Origin of the sequence: Anaerobutyricum hallii DSM 3353 (assembly GCF_000173975.1) — a bacterium.
Classification (GTDB): Bacteria; Bacillota; Clostridia; order Lachnospirales; family Lachnospiraceae; genus Anaerobutyricum; species Anaerobutyricum hallii.
Genome location: NZ_ACEP01000172.1, coordinates 28,855 through 43,626 on the forward strand (window position 1 = coordinate 28,855; position 14,772 = coordinate 43,626).

Annotated in this window: 14 protein-coding genes and 2 pseudogenes; 6 read left to right on the forward strand and 10 right to left on the reverse strand. The window is 38.5% G+C overall.

The features are described from left to right. Positions 1–242 precede the first annotated feature (242 nt). The 3 genes from EUBHAL_RS14320 to EUBHAL_RS14330 form a co-directional block, all read right to left on the reverse strand. Positions 243–2,366 carry a glycoside hydrolase family 13 protein gene (locus EUBHAL_RS14320; RefSeq protein WP_005351782.1) on the reverse strand — a complete coding sequence of 708 codons (2,124 nt, stop codon included), beginning with the start codon at positions 2,364–2,366 and terminating at the stop codon, positions 243–245. A gap of 200 nt (positions 2,367–2,566) precedes the next feature. Next, a complete protein-coding gene (locus EUBHAL_RS14325; protein ID WP_005351785.1) occupies positions 2,567–4,156 on the reverse strand; it encodes a DEAD/DEAH box helicase in 1,590 nt (529 codons plus the stop codon). A gap of 311 nt (positions 4,157–4,467) precedes the next feature. After that, complete coding sequence (locus EUBHAL_RS14330; RefSeq protein WP_005351787.1) at positions 4,468–5,289, reverse strand: carbon-nitrogen family hydrolase; 822 nt, start codon at positions 5,287–5,289, stop codon at positions 4,468–4,470. A 520-nt stretch (positions 5,290–5,809) separates the two neighbouring features. On the opposite strand from EUBHAL_RS14330, the gene trhA reads away from it, so the two are divergent. After that, complete coding sequence (gene trhA, locus EUBHAL_RS14335) at positions 5,810–6,469, forward strand: PAQR family membrane homeostasis protein TrhA (RefSeq protein WP_005351790.1); 660 nt, start codon at positions 5,810–5,812, stop codon at positions 6,467–6,469. A 184-nt stretch (positions 6,470–6,653) separates the two neighbouring features. Here trhA and EUBHAL_RS14340 read toward each other — a convergent pair whose 3' ends face one another. The 5 genes and pseudogenes from EUBHAL_RS14340 to EUBHAL_RS17060 form a co-directional block, all read right to left on the reverse strand. Further along, positions 6,654–6,941, reverse strand: a complete 288-nt coding sequence (locus EUBHAL_RS14340) for a GIY-YIG nuclease family protein (RefSeq protein WP_005351792.1) — start codon at positions 6,939–6,941, stop codon at positions 6,654–6,656. 531 nt (positions 6,942–7,472) lie between these two features. Beyond that, positions 7,473–8,495, reverse strand: a complete 1,023-nt coding sequence (locus EUBHAL_RS16590; RefSeq protein WP_330360932.1) for a M23 family metallopeptidase — start codon at positions 8,493–8,495, stop codon at positions 7,473–7,475. Between the two features lie 6 nt (positions 8,496–8,501). Continuing rightward, a pseudogene (locus EUBHAL_RS16405) lies at positions 8,502–8,735 on the reverse strand (Rpn family recombination-promoting nuclease/putative transposase); the annotation flags it as partial. 409 nt (positions 8,736–9,144) lie between these two features. Continuing rightward, positions 9,145–10,275 carry a SpoIID/LytB domain-containing protein gene (locus tag EUBHAL_RS14350; protein ID WP_005351799.1) on the reverse strand — a complete coding sequence of 377 codons (1,131 nt, stop codon included), beginning with the start codon at positions 10,273–10,275 and terminating at the stop codon, positions 9,145–9,147. Between the two features lie 6 nt (positions 10,276–10,281). Continuing rightward, positions 10,282–10,377, reverse strand: coding sequence for a DUF6783 domain-containing protein (locus EUBHAL_RS17060; RefSeq protein ID WP_308806050.1), 96 nt, complete (start codon positions 10,375–10,377; stop codon positions 10,282–10,284). On the opposite strand from EUBHAL_RS17060, the gene EUBHAL_RS17065 reads away from it, so the two are divergent. The 5 genes from EUBHAL_RS17065 (at position 10,354) to EUBHAL_RS14370 (ending at position 14,172) form a co-directional block, all read left to right on the forward strand. Next, positions 10,354–10,407 (forward strand): hypothetical protein, encoded by a 54-nt coding sequence (locus tag EUBHAL_RS17065; RefSeq protein ID WP_308806051.1) that lies wholly within the window; start codon positions 10,354–10,356, stop codon positions 10,405–10,407. The genes EUBHAL_RS17060 and EUBHAL_RS17065 overlap by 24 nt on opposite strands. Before the next feature lie 364 nt (positions 10,408–10,771). Beyond that, positions 10,772–11,149 (forward strand): BMC domain-containing protein, encoded by a 378-nt coding sequence (locus EUBHAL_RS14355; RefSeq protein ID WP_005351801.1) that lies wholly within the window; start codon positions 10,772–10,774, stop codon positions 11,147–11,149. Positions 11,150–11,183: 34 nt separating this feature from the next. Then, positions 11,184–11,663 carry a EutP/PduV family microcompartment system protein gene (locus EUBHAL_RS14360; RefSeq protein ID WP_005351802.1) on the forward strand — a complete coding sequence of 160 codons (480 nt, stop codon included), beginning with the start codon at positions 11,184–11,186 and terminating at the stop codon, positions 11,661–11,663. Between the two features lie 17 nt (positions 11,664–11,680). Further along, complete coding sequence (locus tag EUBHAL_RS14365) at positions 11,681–12,934, forward strand: phosphotransferase (RefSeq protein ID WP_044923817.1); 1,254 nt, start codon at positions 11,681–11,683, stop codon at positions 12,932–12,934. A 14-nt stretch (positions 12,935–12,948) separates the two neighbouring features. Further along, entirely contained in the window at positions 12,949–14,172 is a 1,224-nt protein-coding gene (locus tag EUBHAL_RS14370) for a phosphotransferase (RefSeq protein ID WP_005351808.1), read from the forward strand. A 149-nt stretch (positions 14,173–14,321) separates the two neighbouring features. Here the strand turns inward: EUBHAL_RS14370 and EUBHAL_RS17070 are convergent. Beyond that, positions 14,322–14,420 (reverse strand): annotated as a pseudogene (locus tag EUBHAL_RS17070) (DUF6783 domain-containing protein); the annotation flags it as partial. Positions 14,421–14,490: 70 nt separating this feature from the next. Then, entirely contained in the window at positions 14,491–14,691 is a 201-nt protein-coding gene (locus tag EUBHAL_RS14375; protein WP_005351811.1) for a DUF4160 domain-containing protein, read from the reverse strand. Positions 14,692–14,772 lie beyond the last annotated feature (81 nt).

Genomic DNA, 14,772 nt, shown 5'->3' on the forward strand with positions numbered 1-14,772 from the left:
AAGTGTGAGAATCCAATCCTCTATATTTGTGGTCTGGGAGCTACGAGACTATAATAAAATGTTAGAAAAGGCCGGTATTAAAATTATTGATTTTGATGACTTTGTGTTTTGTACAACTGAGTCAAAATCAATAACTTTAATACCGACCTTTTCTTAGAATACTACTTCTCGTAGCGACGAAAATCACAAATATAGAGGATTGGATTCTCACACTTCGTCTGTTTACTCACCCCGACAAATTACTATTTTTCTATCTCTACTGCTTTAAGAAGAATCGCCGATACTCTAGGCAGTGTGATATCCAGCACTCCCGATGTTACGGGATGTACTTTCTTCTCCATTGTGTATCCTTCCTCATTACTCATGATGACTTCTACCATCTCTTCGTCATCTGTAACTCCAACCTCCCATACGGAGACTTTGACTCTTGCTTCGTCAAAACCAGAGTTGATTAAGACAACCATTTTCTCGGTGTCGGTGAAACGTCCGTAACCGAGAACTTTGAAGCCGCCATAAAGATATTTGAGGGAGCCTTTCATTAAAGCTTCTTCTTCCTTATGGATGGCGATAATATCTCTGTGGTACTGAATGAGATTCTGGTCTTCTCTTCCCCACGGATAGGTTCTTCGGTTATCCGGGTCAGTCCAGCCGCACAGTCCAGCTTCATCACCGTAGTAAAGGGTTGGCGCACCCGGCCAGGTCATCTGAATCATGACAGCAGCACGCATAATACCTTTGTTAACATTCTGGTTGGCGGCTTCCGCTCCCATACTTGCAGTACGTCCCACAGTCTGGTTCGTTCTTGTTAAGAAACGGGAATGGTCGTGGTTAGAAAGCTCATTCATGGAAACCATGAGTGACGGATACTGGAATCTTGACATATGATATACCATTGCATCTACAAATGCCTGCGTATTACCAAGAAGATCTCCCCGCCGTTCATCGCTATGCTTTTCCATTCCGGTTAAAAACCAGGTAACTGGTTCCATAAATGCACTGTAGTTCATAATGGTATCCCACTGGTCACCCATAAGCCAGGAACCGGCATCTTCATAATGCTCTGCTAAAATGATAGCTTCAGGATTGGCTTCTTTTACTGCCGTTCTGAAGTCTCTCCAGAACTGGTGATTGAAGTCCTCGCTCTGTCCTAAGTCTGCCGCTACGTCAAGACGCCATCCATCCGCATTATACGGAGGGGAAACCCATTTTCTTCCTACATTTAAAATATAGTCATAAAGCTGTCTGGATTCCTCATAGTTCAATTTTGGCAGGGTTTTGTGTCCCCACCAGCCATCGTAGTCATCGTTATACGGCCACGCATTCTGATTATAGAATTTAAAGAAATGGCGGTATGGGCTGTTTGCATCGACAAATGCACCTTTTTCATAGCCATATTGATTCTCATAGATACGTTCTGCGTCCATCCATTTATTAAAGGAACCGCAGTGATTAAATACACCGTCAAGGATAACTCGCATCCCTTTTTTATGCACTTCTTCTACGAAATGAATGAAAAACTCGTTACTTGCCTCAAGATTGCGTTTGTCTGTGACACGGGAAATATATTTACTTGCGTTCATGTTATTATTTTCCCAGTCTGGAAGTGTATTTCCCTCGTCCACAACAATTTTTCCATAATGAGGGTCAATATAATCGTAATCTTGAATATCATATTTATGATTGGATGGTGACACAAAGATTGGATTTAAATAAATGACATCGACTCCGAGTCCTTTTAAATAATCCAGATGGTCAAGAACACCCTGCAAGTCTCCACCGTAGAAGTTGCGCACATCCATTTCTTCCGGGTAGCGATACCAGTCATCTATCTTTTTCGATGGCTGATTGATATAAATATACTCTCTGTTTAAAACATCGTTAGACGTATCACCATTGGCAAATCTATCTACATAAATCTGATAGAAAATCGCACCTTTCGCCCAGTCTGGTGTAGAAAATCCCGGTGTGACTTTGTAATTAAAGAAAGGCTCTAAATCTCTTGCAGGGCCTTTCTTGTTGAAATAACAGCAGGTACCTCCGGAATGAATCTCAAAATAGTAATCCGCTATCTCTGTCCCCATAAAAAAGCTGCTCTCATAGAAATCGAATCGCTCTGTTTTAGAAGCAATCTGCATCTCCTTTTTCTCACCATTTACACACAAGAATACATGCTCTGCATTCTCTCTTGCGGTACGGAAACGAACAGTAACTTCGTCTCCTGTCTTTGGCTCGACTGGATTCATATAGTTGCTGCTTCCATCTGTAAATAACGCCTGGAAATTCAATACTGGTTTCGTATGATAGCTGTAAAATTGCAATTTCTCTGCTGCGGAAAGATTTCGTATTAGATTTTGAACCATCTCCATAATAACTACCCCTCTGCTGTTTGTTTTTTCATTTCTGTCTACTTACACATTTATTATAATAATTCAAATTTCTATTCGCAAAAGCAAATTTTCCAAGTATACTTTATGAGCTATATCGCCAAAACTTACAATACCGAAAGTATTCATAAAAATGAATATCTTAATTGCACTCTCACGAACAGACTTTGAATCTTTGTTTTTTACTTTCTATTTGCCGGTTCTACGTTAATTGATTTACCTTTAATCTTTACGTTTTTCATTGCTTCTAATACATCAGATGCAACTTCACGTGGTACTTCTACAAAAGTATATTTATCGTACAAGTCAATTGTTCCTACTAAATTACCTGAAATTCCGGATTCTCCAGCAATCGCACCTAAGATATCACCTGGACGGATTCCCTGTTTCTTTCCGATGTTGATAAACAGACGAACCATTCCTTCTTCTGCACCGGTATCTCCAAAGTCTTCTTTATTACTTCCAGCGTCTTTGCCGTCTGCAGTTCCAAGAATCTCTGCAAGGAAAGCTGCGGCAACGTCCATTGCTGTGTAGTCTTTCTCATTTACAAATTCTTCTACCATGTCAATGTATTTGTTTAAGTTCTGGTCTTCGATATAGTGGTCAATACGATCAAAAATTTTCTCTACTCTTGTCTCTGTTACATCGTTAAGAGATGGAATTGGCTGTGCCTTGATCTTTGCCTTGCAGTAACGGCGGATGTCTTTTAACTTGTAAACTTCTCTTCCTACAACGAAACTGAATGCCATACCAGTTCTTCCGGCACGTCCAGTTCTTCCAATACGATGTACATAGTATTCTTCATCCTGTGGAAGATCGTAGTTAAATACGGCATCTACATCGTCTACGTCAATACCTCTGGCAGCTACGTCTGTCGCTACGAGGATATCTGTCTTGCCGCTTCTGAAACGGTGCATAACGCGGTCACGCATGGTCTGCTTCATATCGCCGTGAAGCCCTTCTGCGAAATATCCTCTTCCCTTAAGGTCTGCAACTAACTCGTCTACACCCTTCTTTGTATTACAGAATACTACAGACAGCTTTGGATCGTAAATATCAAGAAGTCTTGATAATACTTCGCTCTTGTTCTTTGGACGGACTTCATAGTAGTACTGTGTGATATTGGGAACGGTCAGTTCCTTTCTGATCACTTTGATAATCTCTGGATTCTGCTGGTATGCTCTTGCAAGCTCCATGATTGGCTTTGGCATTGTTGCGGAGAAAAGCATTGTCTGTCTTTCTTCCGGCACACCATTTAAGATTGTCTCGATGTCCTCACGGAATCCCATATCGAGCATCTCATCTGCCTCGTCTAATACAACTGTATGAATATTGTCAAACTTCACAGTCTTTCTTCTCATGTGGTCCATCATACGTCCCGGTGTTCCAATAATAATCTGTACGCCAGCCTTTAAGGAACGAATCTGTTTGGAAATCTCCTGTCCGCCATAAATTGGAAGAATCTTTACGGATGACATATATTTTGCAAGCTTACGAATCTCATCAGCAACCTGAATAGCCAGCTCTCTTGTAGGACAGAGAACAATTGCCTGTGGTTTCTTAAGCTTAGGATCCACTTTCTGTAAAATAGGAATACCAAACGCTGCAGTCTTACCTGTTCCTGTCTGCGCCTGTCCAATTACGTCCTTTCCAGAAAGTTCTACCGGAATCGCTTTTGCCTGGATTGGGGACATTGCCTCAAATCCCATGTTAGCAACCGCTTTTAAAATTTCCGGTTTTATATCAAGTTCTGTAAATTTTACTGTCTCCATGTAATGTCTCTCTTTCTATTTTTAAGGATGCAATAAAAATTTTAAATTTTTTATAAAACTGCAACTATACTCCCATGCATTTAAACCATAATTTTTATATAATTGAATCTGAATTATAAAAAATTTATAAACTTCCTATTGCAAAAAAAAAGCTCTATCATCCAACAGGAAATAGAGCTAAGTTAACGGCACTCTTGTCTTTAACTGTTATCTACATTTTCTTCTTATTTATCATAGCACAGGTAAAAATAGCCGTCAAATAGAAAATTACCGCCTTTTTTCTTCTAAAGTACAGCACTTTTCCACATTTTTTATTGATGCGGTGCATTTTCCCACATTTTAATGTAAAGTTCTTCCCTTCTGTCATTCTTCATAGGAAATGTTTTGCGCATTTCTTTGATTTCTTCTGGATTTATGTCTCCAATCAGCAAACATTCTTCTTCTCGGATTGTTGTCACCGCCTCCCCATTTGGAGAGTAAATAGCCGAATGGCCGTTATAATGCAGGCCATCCCCCTCTCCTGTTCGGTTTACGCCAACCATAAATACCTGATTTTCAATCGCCCTTGCTTTAAGGAGCGTATCCCACTGGTCGATTCTTGACTTTGGCCAATTCGCTATCACAAAAATAATCTCACTCTTTTCTGAACTAATCTGGAAAATCTCTGGAAACCGCAAATCATAGCAGACAAACGCTCCAAGCGTTGTTCCTTTCCATTCCACAGACTTTAACTTTCTGCCACCCTGATAGTACTCCCCCTCAAATCCATAAGAAAATGGATGAATCTTCGCATAATTTAACTTTAACTCTCCATTCTCTGCGATTCCTAAACGATTATAGTAATGATTCCAGTTCGGATGTTCTTTCAAACGTTCCTCCGGCACCGGTTCTGTATATCCAAAAACAGTCAATATCTTATATTTTTTACTCATTTCCTCAAAAAAATGTTTCTGATTTTCGGATTTTTCTCCTGTCTCTTCCACATTCATTGAAAAACCCGTCAGCGTCATTTCCGGAAAAACAAGACAGTCTACCTGATTCTCCTCGGCTTTCTTAAAAAATTGTTCTACTTTCTCCTTATTATCTTCAATATTTTCCCAGCTTATGTCCATCTGAGCCATTCCAATTCGCATGGTAAATCCTCTTCTTCTTTCTTTTGTCTTTGTTTTATATTAACTTTATTTACTCTTTGTAGCTATTTTTCAATTATCCTTTAAACATATCAGTTTTGTCTTCTATATATCTACATTATTTTTAATAAAACTTTTGAGCGCATCCCTGTCAATATTTATTACTTTTTGTTTATTTACTCTTTGTTTCTCTTAAATTCTAATTTATTCGCCTAAATTCTCTTGTTCGTATTTTTTTCTCAAAAACCCCTCTTGAAATTGCGAACCCCTTGTGATAATATTCATATTAATGATACATGGTTTTTAAAACTACGTTGTATGACATTTATATGGATTTTAATTTTTTAACCGGATATACAACCTTTCAAATCGTGTGAATGCAATGTTTTGAAAAGCTGCAATTCCATTCAGGATAAGAAAAATTATTTTCACTTATCCATTTATGTATTCTCAGAATCTTTCTGTATTCTTTTTTGCAAGAAAAATTCCAGAAATGCATATTCTATGACAGGAGGTTATCATTATGAACAAAACAAGTAAAAAGTTTAAAGATCCCGGCAGTGCCATTACTCATTTAATCGCTATGATCGGTGCAGTTATCTGTGCTTTTCCACTTATCGGCAAAGCAGTACACACGAATAATTCCATCGTTGTTTTTGCCATGAGTGTATTTATCAGCAGCATGATTCTTCTTTACGGAGCAAGCACCCTTTACCATTCTTTGGATATTTCAAAAAAGGTAAATCTTTTCTTCCGAAGAATCGATCATTCCATGATTTTCGTGCTGATTGCCGGTTCCTACACACCAGTTTGCTTACTGGCACTCGATAGAAAGCAGGGAATTCCGCTGCTTGTCCTTGTATGGGCTACTGCAATCATCGGCATTATCATAAAGATATTCTTTATTAACTGCCCACACTGGGTAAGCTCTATCATCTATATCGGAATGGGCTGGACATGTGTACTTGTCTTCAAGCCACTCCTTGCCAGTCTGCCAGCCAGTGCATTTGCATGGCTCCTTGCCGGAGGCATCATTTACACTGTCGGCGGTATTATCTACGGATTAAAGCTTCCGATTTTTGATAAGCTTCCAAAGGACTTCGGCAGCCACGAGATTTTCCACCTGTTCGTTATGGGCGGAAGCATTTGCCATTTCATCTTTATGTATGCTTATTTGATGTAGGGTTGCTGCTACATTTTTTCAGTTATTGATAACAGGCTACATGACTATTAATTTATATCATATAAAAGGCTATCGTCCATATAGTTATCTGACCTCAAGATAACTTATAACACACTTTATATGATTAAATCAATAAAGATTTAGAAAAAGCTCGCTTCATTCACAGCTATCTCCCAAAGTATCTTTAAAAAATACTCTGGTGGCTATGAATAAGAGCGAGCTTCTTTTGTCTGGAAAGCTGCTTAATCGCATACTCCCTTTTCATCGCTTCCTGCTTCGTGTCATACTCCTCAAAATACACCAGCTCCACCGGGCGGCGGTTCTTCGTATACTTGGCACCTTTCCCGCTGTTATGTGCCTCCAGCCTTTTCTTAAGATTATTCGTCCAGCCAGTATACAGAGTTTCATCACTGCATTTTACAATGTATGTATAGTTTCCTTGATGTTGGTTTTGTTTGTCAGTTTCTTTCATTATCTTTTACCAATTATCGCTTTTCTATTGTTTTCTTTTTTACTTTTCTATTGTTTTATCCTTCTGCCTTTTTTATGATTTTCTTCTACAGTTTATCAATTCAAACTTTTTATTATTTCCTGCCACTACTTTTTATCGCAAGCACTTTATTATTTGATTCTTTACCCCAAAATATCCTATTATCTTTTGCTACTACCTCTTGACATAATGAATTTTGTGATTTAGTATAACACATTTTTTCCTATCTGTACTTTCTTTTTGGGGAGCTCACTCTCGTAAACTCCCCTATTTTCATCAGCCGGAACAATCAGTAAATCATACAATATCGTAAAAATAGCAAAAACACAAAGTTAGTTATCAACATATAAAAAACGAGAAAGATACATGTTAGAAAATTCCGGCTGTATTTTTATAAGACTCATTTTTGCAAATTCCTTATCTTCACAACTATTCAGAAGTGATTTTCCTAAAATCATTTTTCTTCTGAATAGTTATTCATATTACTATATGCAATGGGAAATCGGACGTTCCTTATACTCGAAGATATTTCACTGGATTCACTGTCTTATCTTTATACGTCATCTTAAAAAATACATTCGGTCCTTCTAATACAAAAGACTTTGTTGGCTCTGCAACTGTTCCAAGAACATCGCCTTCCTGAATGTCATCCCCAATCTCATAGTCAACATTGTCCAGTTGTCCACAATATGCCTTATAGTAATTCCCAAGTAAAATCGTTACCACTTTGCCATAACGGTCGGTATCTTCAATATTGACAACTCTTCCATTCGCCGGAGAGACTACTTCCTCTCCAACCTTTGCTCCAACAATAATTCCATCATTGCAGGCATACTGATCAAGTGTTGTATAATACACTGTCGCATCCATACTGTAAGGGAGAATAATATTGCCCATTACCGGCCAGGTTAACTTTTTCTTTCCGTTATAATTGTATACCGAATCACCACTTGCTCCACTGTTCTCTGCGTTATTTCCTGCATTTTCTTTTGTTCCACTTATATTATTTTTCGTATTATTTTCATCTTTTGTATCTGCGTCATCCTGTTCTGAAGAACTGTTTCGCCCTGAATTATTACTGTATTTTGTTCCTTCACCGTTATCCTCTGCATTGCTGTCTAATGTATCAGTCCCGTTCTGGCCTTCTGCTCCCGGCTCCACATCCATATCATTATTCGCTGCGGAATCCGCTGAATTTGTTGCTGAACCTGTATCATTCCCGGACACTGGACCAATTACATCGTTACTTTTCTCTGTTGTTTCTGTCTTTGTCTTGTTATCAGACTTGCCCCCATCGGCATTGCCTATTTTAATATTGTAGGCAGTAAGCACTGATAAGATTAAAAAAGCTGCAATCACCAAACTTGAAATATATTTTTTTTGGAATAAGTTATTTGGTCTTTTCATTTCATCACCTCTGGGTATAGTCTTTACCAGAAAAATGAAATTTATACATGGAATTTTGCTGAGGCAATGAATAGACGAACCATTGCGACCCAATCCTAATTCTGTTGACATTGTTTTATCTTTATACATTTCGTGAAATGTTTCATAATCTTTATTATAAATAGAACGTATCATATCAAATACTATGCTGATATCCTGATTTCGAAAACAGAGACTTTCGCTTTGTCTTACCTGTATCAGATTCATTCTATAATCAGATACTAACGGCTTTAAATATTCTGGTATTACCAGCATATCTAGTAAATTAAATGGTCCGTCCCATTCTTTTTCTCCATAGTATATACATAAACTTATTACCGGATGCAGACGGTCATCCTTTTTTAACGCTGATTATTCTTCCAGAAAGTCTTTAGTATAGTGTCTGGTTTCACTTGATTTCTAACAGGCAATTCGACACCATCCTTTCCCTCTTATATACCTAATGGTTATTTATATTTATATATTACCATATTTTTCTTTATTTGTAAATATATTTATTCAAAAAATCCTGATTTGTGAGGCTGCAAATCAGATGAACTCCTGAAGATAAATCTCCCTCAAATCTTTCTCAAAATAAATTCTGAGTTTGCATAGTTAGCCAAAACACAGCCCTCTGGGAATGAAATAATCCTTATTTGTGGCCTCGGAGCAAGGTTTGGATACGAGCGTGTATAAGCGAGTATTCAAACCGCCGCGACTAAAGTCACAAATAAGGATTATTTTCATTCCCAGAGGGCGTCTATTTTGCCTGCGGCAAATCAGGAGTTACAACCTTCGTTCCAGGATAGTAATACGATAATATCGTTGCTGCCGTAATCTGTTTCTCCGCCAACGCATTTGCCCCGTAAAGGCTCATTCCCATATCGTGACCTTTTCCGACGGTGACCATGCGGAGTTTCCCGTTATAGTTTTCTAAATAGAAGTTGGTGGAATTCAGGGCAAAGATTTTCTTCCATTCTTCTCCTGTCCACTTATTATCCTTTGCTGTAATTTCCTGTACGAATCCATTCTCGGTATGTTTTGTGATTTTCAGGCTGCTTTTTAATATTTTTATATTCTGGCTTTTATCTGTTTTTGCAAGATTTCCGCTCTTGTCTGCTTTTGTAAGTTTTTGCAGCACCTCATCATAAGGAAGAACCTTCACATCCATGTAATCTGGTGATTCTACATCCTGACTGCTGTCCACACTGATCAAATATGGTACGGCTACGGAGTACATTTCTTCTGAAGAAACTGTTTTTCCAATGCTAACCTCATGATAAAGTGCATCGGCATATTTATTCTCGTAAGTAAGCACCTGTCCAAAAGTTGCATCGGAAGCATCCTCGAGTTTTTTCTTTATTTCCAAATACGCTTTCCGCCCATTATTCTCTTCTAATTCTTTCATGGAAATGTAATCGAGATTTAGATTTTCTTGTCTGATATTCTGATATTTCCTGTTTATGATTTCTGTGCTTTGTACGTCTTTTACATTATTTGAATTTTGTATACCGACTACATTTGTTGTATTACCTGAATTTTGTGTACTTGCTGCATTTGCTATATTTCTCGTTTTTTGTGCAACTGTCATATCTGTTTCACTACCTACTTTTTTACTATTACTTTCACCGGAAGCTGCCTTCACAAAATTTGTTCTGCAAACAATCATCCACGCTTTCAATGCTTCCTCCTCTTTTATGTAGGATAACTCGGAAGCAGCCATACCGATGACAAATTGTTCTCCGTCCATCTTTTCTCCATTTTTCATCTCAACAGTAATTCCCATTTTTATATCCGCAACACCCATATTCCCGGAGATGAGAATGGTTGCGATGGTGGGGATGAGAAGCGCACCAAAGATGAAAAGGATGTATAAAGCTAATTTCTTCATTGTATATTATATGCAAAAATTTTGATTCATATAACTAGAGCGTGTTTGAAAAAGGCTTTCTGCAAGATGTGCGTTACAATTTGTGGGAGATTTCGCCTGAATGAAGGCGGCATAGCGGGCTTCGTCTGTTAGTTGCTTAATGAATTAAATAGTAATTATCTGTTTCTTTCCCTCTTGTAAAATCACAAAAGAATACTTGTAATTTATGACGGAGTTACATTTACATTAAGGGCACATTTTTATATAATATACACATATAGCATAAATCATGATGGATTAGTGTGTGCATTGGTCTGCTTTTTACATTTATTTGCATTAATATGACAAATCTTGTTCTCTGTGGCTACTTTTTAGCTGTGAAATGAACTGCTGAGATGGATTACTGAAATAAATTAGTGTATTGTCTCATTGATTTTTAATCAACTAACATAGAAAGTTTTTTCTGGATAGTGCACTTTACAAAAGACAGATTGATGGATAACGAAAGGAGGAATCCATGACGAAGGATATGATCAATAACGGGGTTAATTCAGATGATAAGTCCCGTATTATTCAGGAGTATGTTCCGGGTAAGCAGATTACGCTTGCTCATATGGTAACCCGTCCAAAGGCTTCTGTTTATAAGAAGCTTGGTCTGCCGGATGATTATCATGATGCGATCGGTATTTTGACAATCACTCCTTCTGAGGCAACAATTATTGCGGCAGATATTTGTACGAAGGCGGCTTCTATTAAGTTAGGTTTTGTAGACCGTTTTTCCGGTTCTGTTATTATTGTAGGTTCTACTTCTAATGTGGAGTCTGCGCTTAACAGTGTTATTACTACTTTTTATAATAAGCTTGGTTTTGATACGGTTTCTATTACGAAGACTTGATTTAGATACACTTTAGTTTGGAGATTATTTTTTTATGAAAATTATGTTGATTGGTCCGTCGGCAGCGGGTAAGACTACGCTAATTCAGCGTCTTATTGATGAGGAGATTAAGTATGATAAGACGCAGGCAGTGGAGTATATTGGCAATTTTATTGACACACCGGGTGAATATATGCAGCAGAGGGGATACTGGGGTTCTTTAACCATTACTTCCCACGATGCGGATATTATCGGGCTGGTGCAGGATTCCAGTAGTGAGGATTGCTGGTTTTCTGGCGGGCTTACAAGTAAGTTTGAGAAGCCGGTTGTCGGTGTTATCACAAAGATTGACAAAGACGATTCAAATCCAAAGCAGGCTCGTTCCTATCTGGAGCTTGCCGGATGTACGACTATTTTTGAGGTGAGTTCCTATACCGGAGAAGGTGTGGAGGCTTTGTCTCAGGGATTCCACGATATGGTGAATAAGTACAGGGAAGAGAATAAAGGCCGCTATGCCGATGATTATTTTGATTAGAACAGGAGGTGGTAGGCTTGATTACACTATCAAAGGAGAATGTCGTTGATTATGTGAAGTCAAGGCTCGATTTTTTTAATCCTGATGGAGATATTAAGGTTTCTGCAATTGGAGAAGGTACTGTAGAAGAAGATGGAGATGGTTTTATTAACTTTGTCTATCGTGTTTCTGATGGAGTGCATCATCTGATTGTAAAGCAGTCTACTCTGGAATCTCGTTCTAAGGGCAGTTTTACTTTGGATTTAAACCGCTATAAGTTAGAATACGATGCTATGAAGATCTGTGCTGCGATTGTACCGGACCTGATTCCGAAGTTATATGACTGTGATGAGGAGAATCGTGTATTTATTACAGAAGATGTTTCCTATCTTCGAATCTCCCGCTTCCAGCTTTTAAAGGGTGTTACTTATCCAAAGCTTGCAGACCAGATTGCAAGATATATGGCAGCAACACAGTTTTACACTTCTGAATATTATTTAGATACAAAACGTTTTCGTGATCTGAGTGTTCATTTCATGAATACAACTATGCGAAAGATTATGGAAGTTGGTATGTTCCTCACAAGTGTTACACCAGAAGATACGGTTGGACGACCTCTTGATCCGGAATTTGTTACATTTTCCAAGAGAATCTGTGCAGACCCTGCTGTTCTCTTAGCAAGACAGAAACTGAGACATCTTTTTATGTCTAAGGGCGAATGTCTGATTCACTGTGACCTGCATACCTCCAATATTTTTGCCAGCCAGACTGAGGCAAAGGTTATTGATATGGAATATGCGTTCTTCGGACCATTTGCTTATGATATGGGATATTTTACCGCGAACTTTATTGCACAGTATGCTGCCGCTGCTTTCCGTCCATTTGAGACAGAAGAAGCTCGTAAGGAATTTAAAGCATACTGTCTGTTTATGATTCGTGAAACCTATGTGAAGTATTGTGAATATTTCACACAGTACTGCAAAGAAGATTCCAAAGTCGAATACCATAACATTCCTGGTCTTGCAGAAGACTTCTGCCTGACTACACTTCGTGAATTTATTGGATTCGCTGCAAGTGCAATGCTTGGTCGTATCTGCGATCTTATTCCATATCCGGATTACGATGATATTGACGATTATGTACAGCGTCACAATGCTAAATGTTTCTCTATCATTTTAAACAGGGAAATGCTTGTAAAATGGGAATCTTATAATTCTATTGATGAATTTATCCAGGATATCCTTACTATAGAAGAAATCTACTGTAGAAATATTAAAGATTTGAAATTATAAAAGGGAGGCACATTATGATTATTCTTACAAAGGAAAATATTCTTTCTTACATAAAAGAGCATGTGCCTTCCCTGCAGTTAAAAGAGCCGGTTAAAGTTTCTATGATTGGAGAAGGCGACCTCGGTGAAGACGTGGAAGGTGACGGTTATTGTAACTACGTTTTCCGTGTCAGTGATGCCGATGGATATTCTTATATTGTAAAGCAGTCTACGGAGCACTTAAAGCGCCGTGGGCGCGCCCTAACCCCTACTCGTAACCGCTTCGAGTATGAAATCATGGAACTTCGTGCAAAGATCGTTCCTCAGTACGTTCCGGCGCTGTATCTTGGTGACCCGGAGAATAATGTATTTATTATGGAAGATGTATCAAACCTGAAGTTAATCCGCTTCCAGATGAATAAAAATCATCTTTTCCCGGAACTGGCAAAACAGGGCGCACAATATCTTGCTGCCACACATTTTTATACTTCAGAATTCTATCTTCCAACAGAAGAATACCGCAAGCTGCTCGCTCATTTCATGAATGCAGAACTGCGTGTTGTTATGGAGGACGGTATTTTCCTTCATATTTTTGGCTCCGACCATTACGATGCGGCCTGCGGCCCGGAATTTGAAGAATACTGCAAGTCGATTCGTTTTGACCCAAACCTTGAATTCCAGAGATATAAACTGCGTCACCTCTTTATGAGCAAGTCAGAAACACTGATTCATGGCGATTTCCATACCTCTAATATCTTTGCAGATGATACACATTTGAAAGTTATTGATATGGAATATACTTTCGGCGCACCATTCTCTTATGACCTCGGATTCATCATCGCCAATATTATTTCCCAGGCCTGCTCCGCAGCGTTCCGTCCATTTGATACGGAAACCCACCGGAAGAACTATGTCGCTTACCTCATCTCTCTTATCGAGATGCTGTATACCTACTATATTCAGTTTTTCTTTGAATACTGGGAAAAAGATGCGAAGCTTGAATATAAGATTACAAATGGCTATAAAGAAAGCCTGGCACTTGATATTTTACGAGAATGCTTTGGGTTCGCTGCCTGCGTGAACTTCAGCAGAGTATGTGGTGATATGGATACGGCAGATTTTGACTGTATCAAAGATAATGAGCTTCGAACGAAAGCGAAGTTTGCTTCTGCTACGATTGATAAGATGCTGTTTGAAAAATGGGATTCTTATAATGATATTAAAGAAGTCATTGAAGATATTATAAACATGATTTGTTAGATTAATAGCTTATTTCAATAGCTAAACAGACGCACTCAAAGAAAGAAGATACCCTATATCTGTGACTCTATCACTGCGGGTTGAATGTTCGCTCTAGAGCGTGTTTGAAAAATGCTTTCTGTAAGATGTGCGTCGCAATTTGCGGGAGATTTCGCCTGAATGAGGGCGGCGTAGCGGGCTACGTCAACTGAATGAAGGCAAAATATACCGTAAATTGAGGCGTGCAGGTTGTAGGAATGATTTTTCAAACATGCTCTAAGGTCACAGATATAGGGTATCTTCTTTCTTTGGGAGCTGACTTTGGTAAAATATAATTCATTAAGTAATACCTAATCTTTGATTTTTATTTGAAATTTTACTTCCATTACTGGCTACAATACATCCACCTGATTTTGTAAGCCATATTTTTGTTGCATTCGGTGTTGGTTTTCCCTTAGTTACATGAACATGAATCGGTTCATTATTTTCATTAGACCAAAAATATACTGTATATCCACTTACCGTGACATCCTCCCCCACCTCGGCAAGTTTGGTTCTCGTTCGATAACACTACTGTGCTAAGCATAAGCGAGCTATCCCCGTGTGTCCCACGGTTGTCTT

Coding starts and splice junctions, on each gene's coding strand:
- EUBHAL_RS14320 (WP_005351782.1), bottom strand. CDS start 2,366: ATGGAGATGGTTCAAAATCTAATACGAAATCTTTCCGCAGCAGAGAAA.
- EUBHAL_RS14325 (WP_005351785.1), bottom strand. CDS start 4,156: ATGGAGACAGTAAAATTTACAGAACTTGATATAAAACCGGAAATTTTA.
- EUBHAL_RS14330 (WP_005351787.1), bottom strand. CDS start 5,289: ATGCGAATTGGAATGGCTCAGATGGACATAAGCTGGGAAAATATTGAA.
- trhA (WP_005351790.1), top strand. CDS start 5,810: ATGAACAAAACAAGTAAAAAGTTTAAAGATCCCGGCAGTGCCATTACT.
- EUBHAL_RS14340 (WP_005351792.1), bottom strand. CDS start 6,941: ATGAAAGAAACTGACAAACAAAACCAACATCAAGGAAACTATACATAC.
- EUBHAL_RS16590 (WP_330360932.1), bottom strand. CDS start 8,495: ATGTATAAAGATAAAACAATGTCAACAGAATTAGGATTGGGTCGCAAT.
- EUBHAL_RS14350 (WP_005351799.1), bottom strand. CDS start 10,275: ATGAAGAAATTAGCTTTATACATCCTTTTCATCTTTGGTGCGCTTCTC.
- EUBHAL_RS14355 (WP_005351801.1), top strand. CDS start 10,772: ATGACGAAGGATATGATCAATAACGGGGTTAATTCAGATGATAAGTCC.
- EUBHAL_RS14360 (WP_005351802.1), top strand. CDS start 11,184: ATGAAAATTATGTTGATTGGTCCGTCGGCAGCGGGTAAGACTACGCTA.
- EUBHAL_RS14370 (WP_005351808.1), top strand. CDS start 12,949: ATGATTATTCTTACAAAGGAAAATATTCTTTCTTACATAAAAGAGCAT.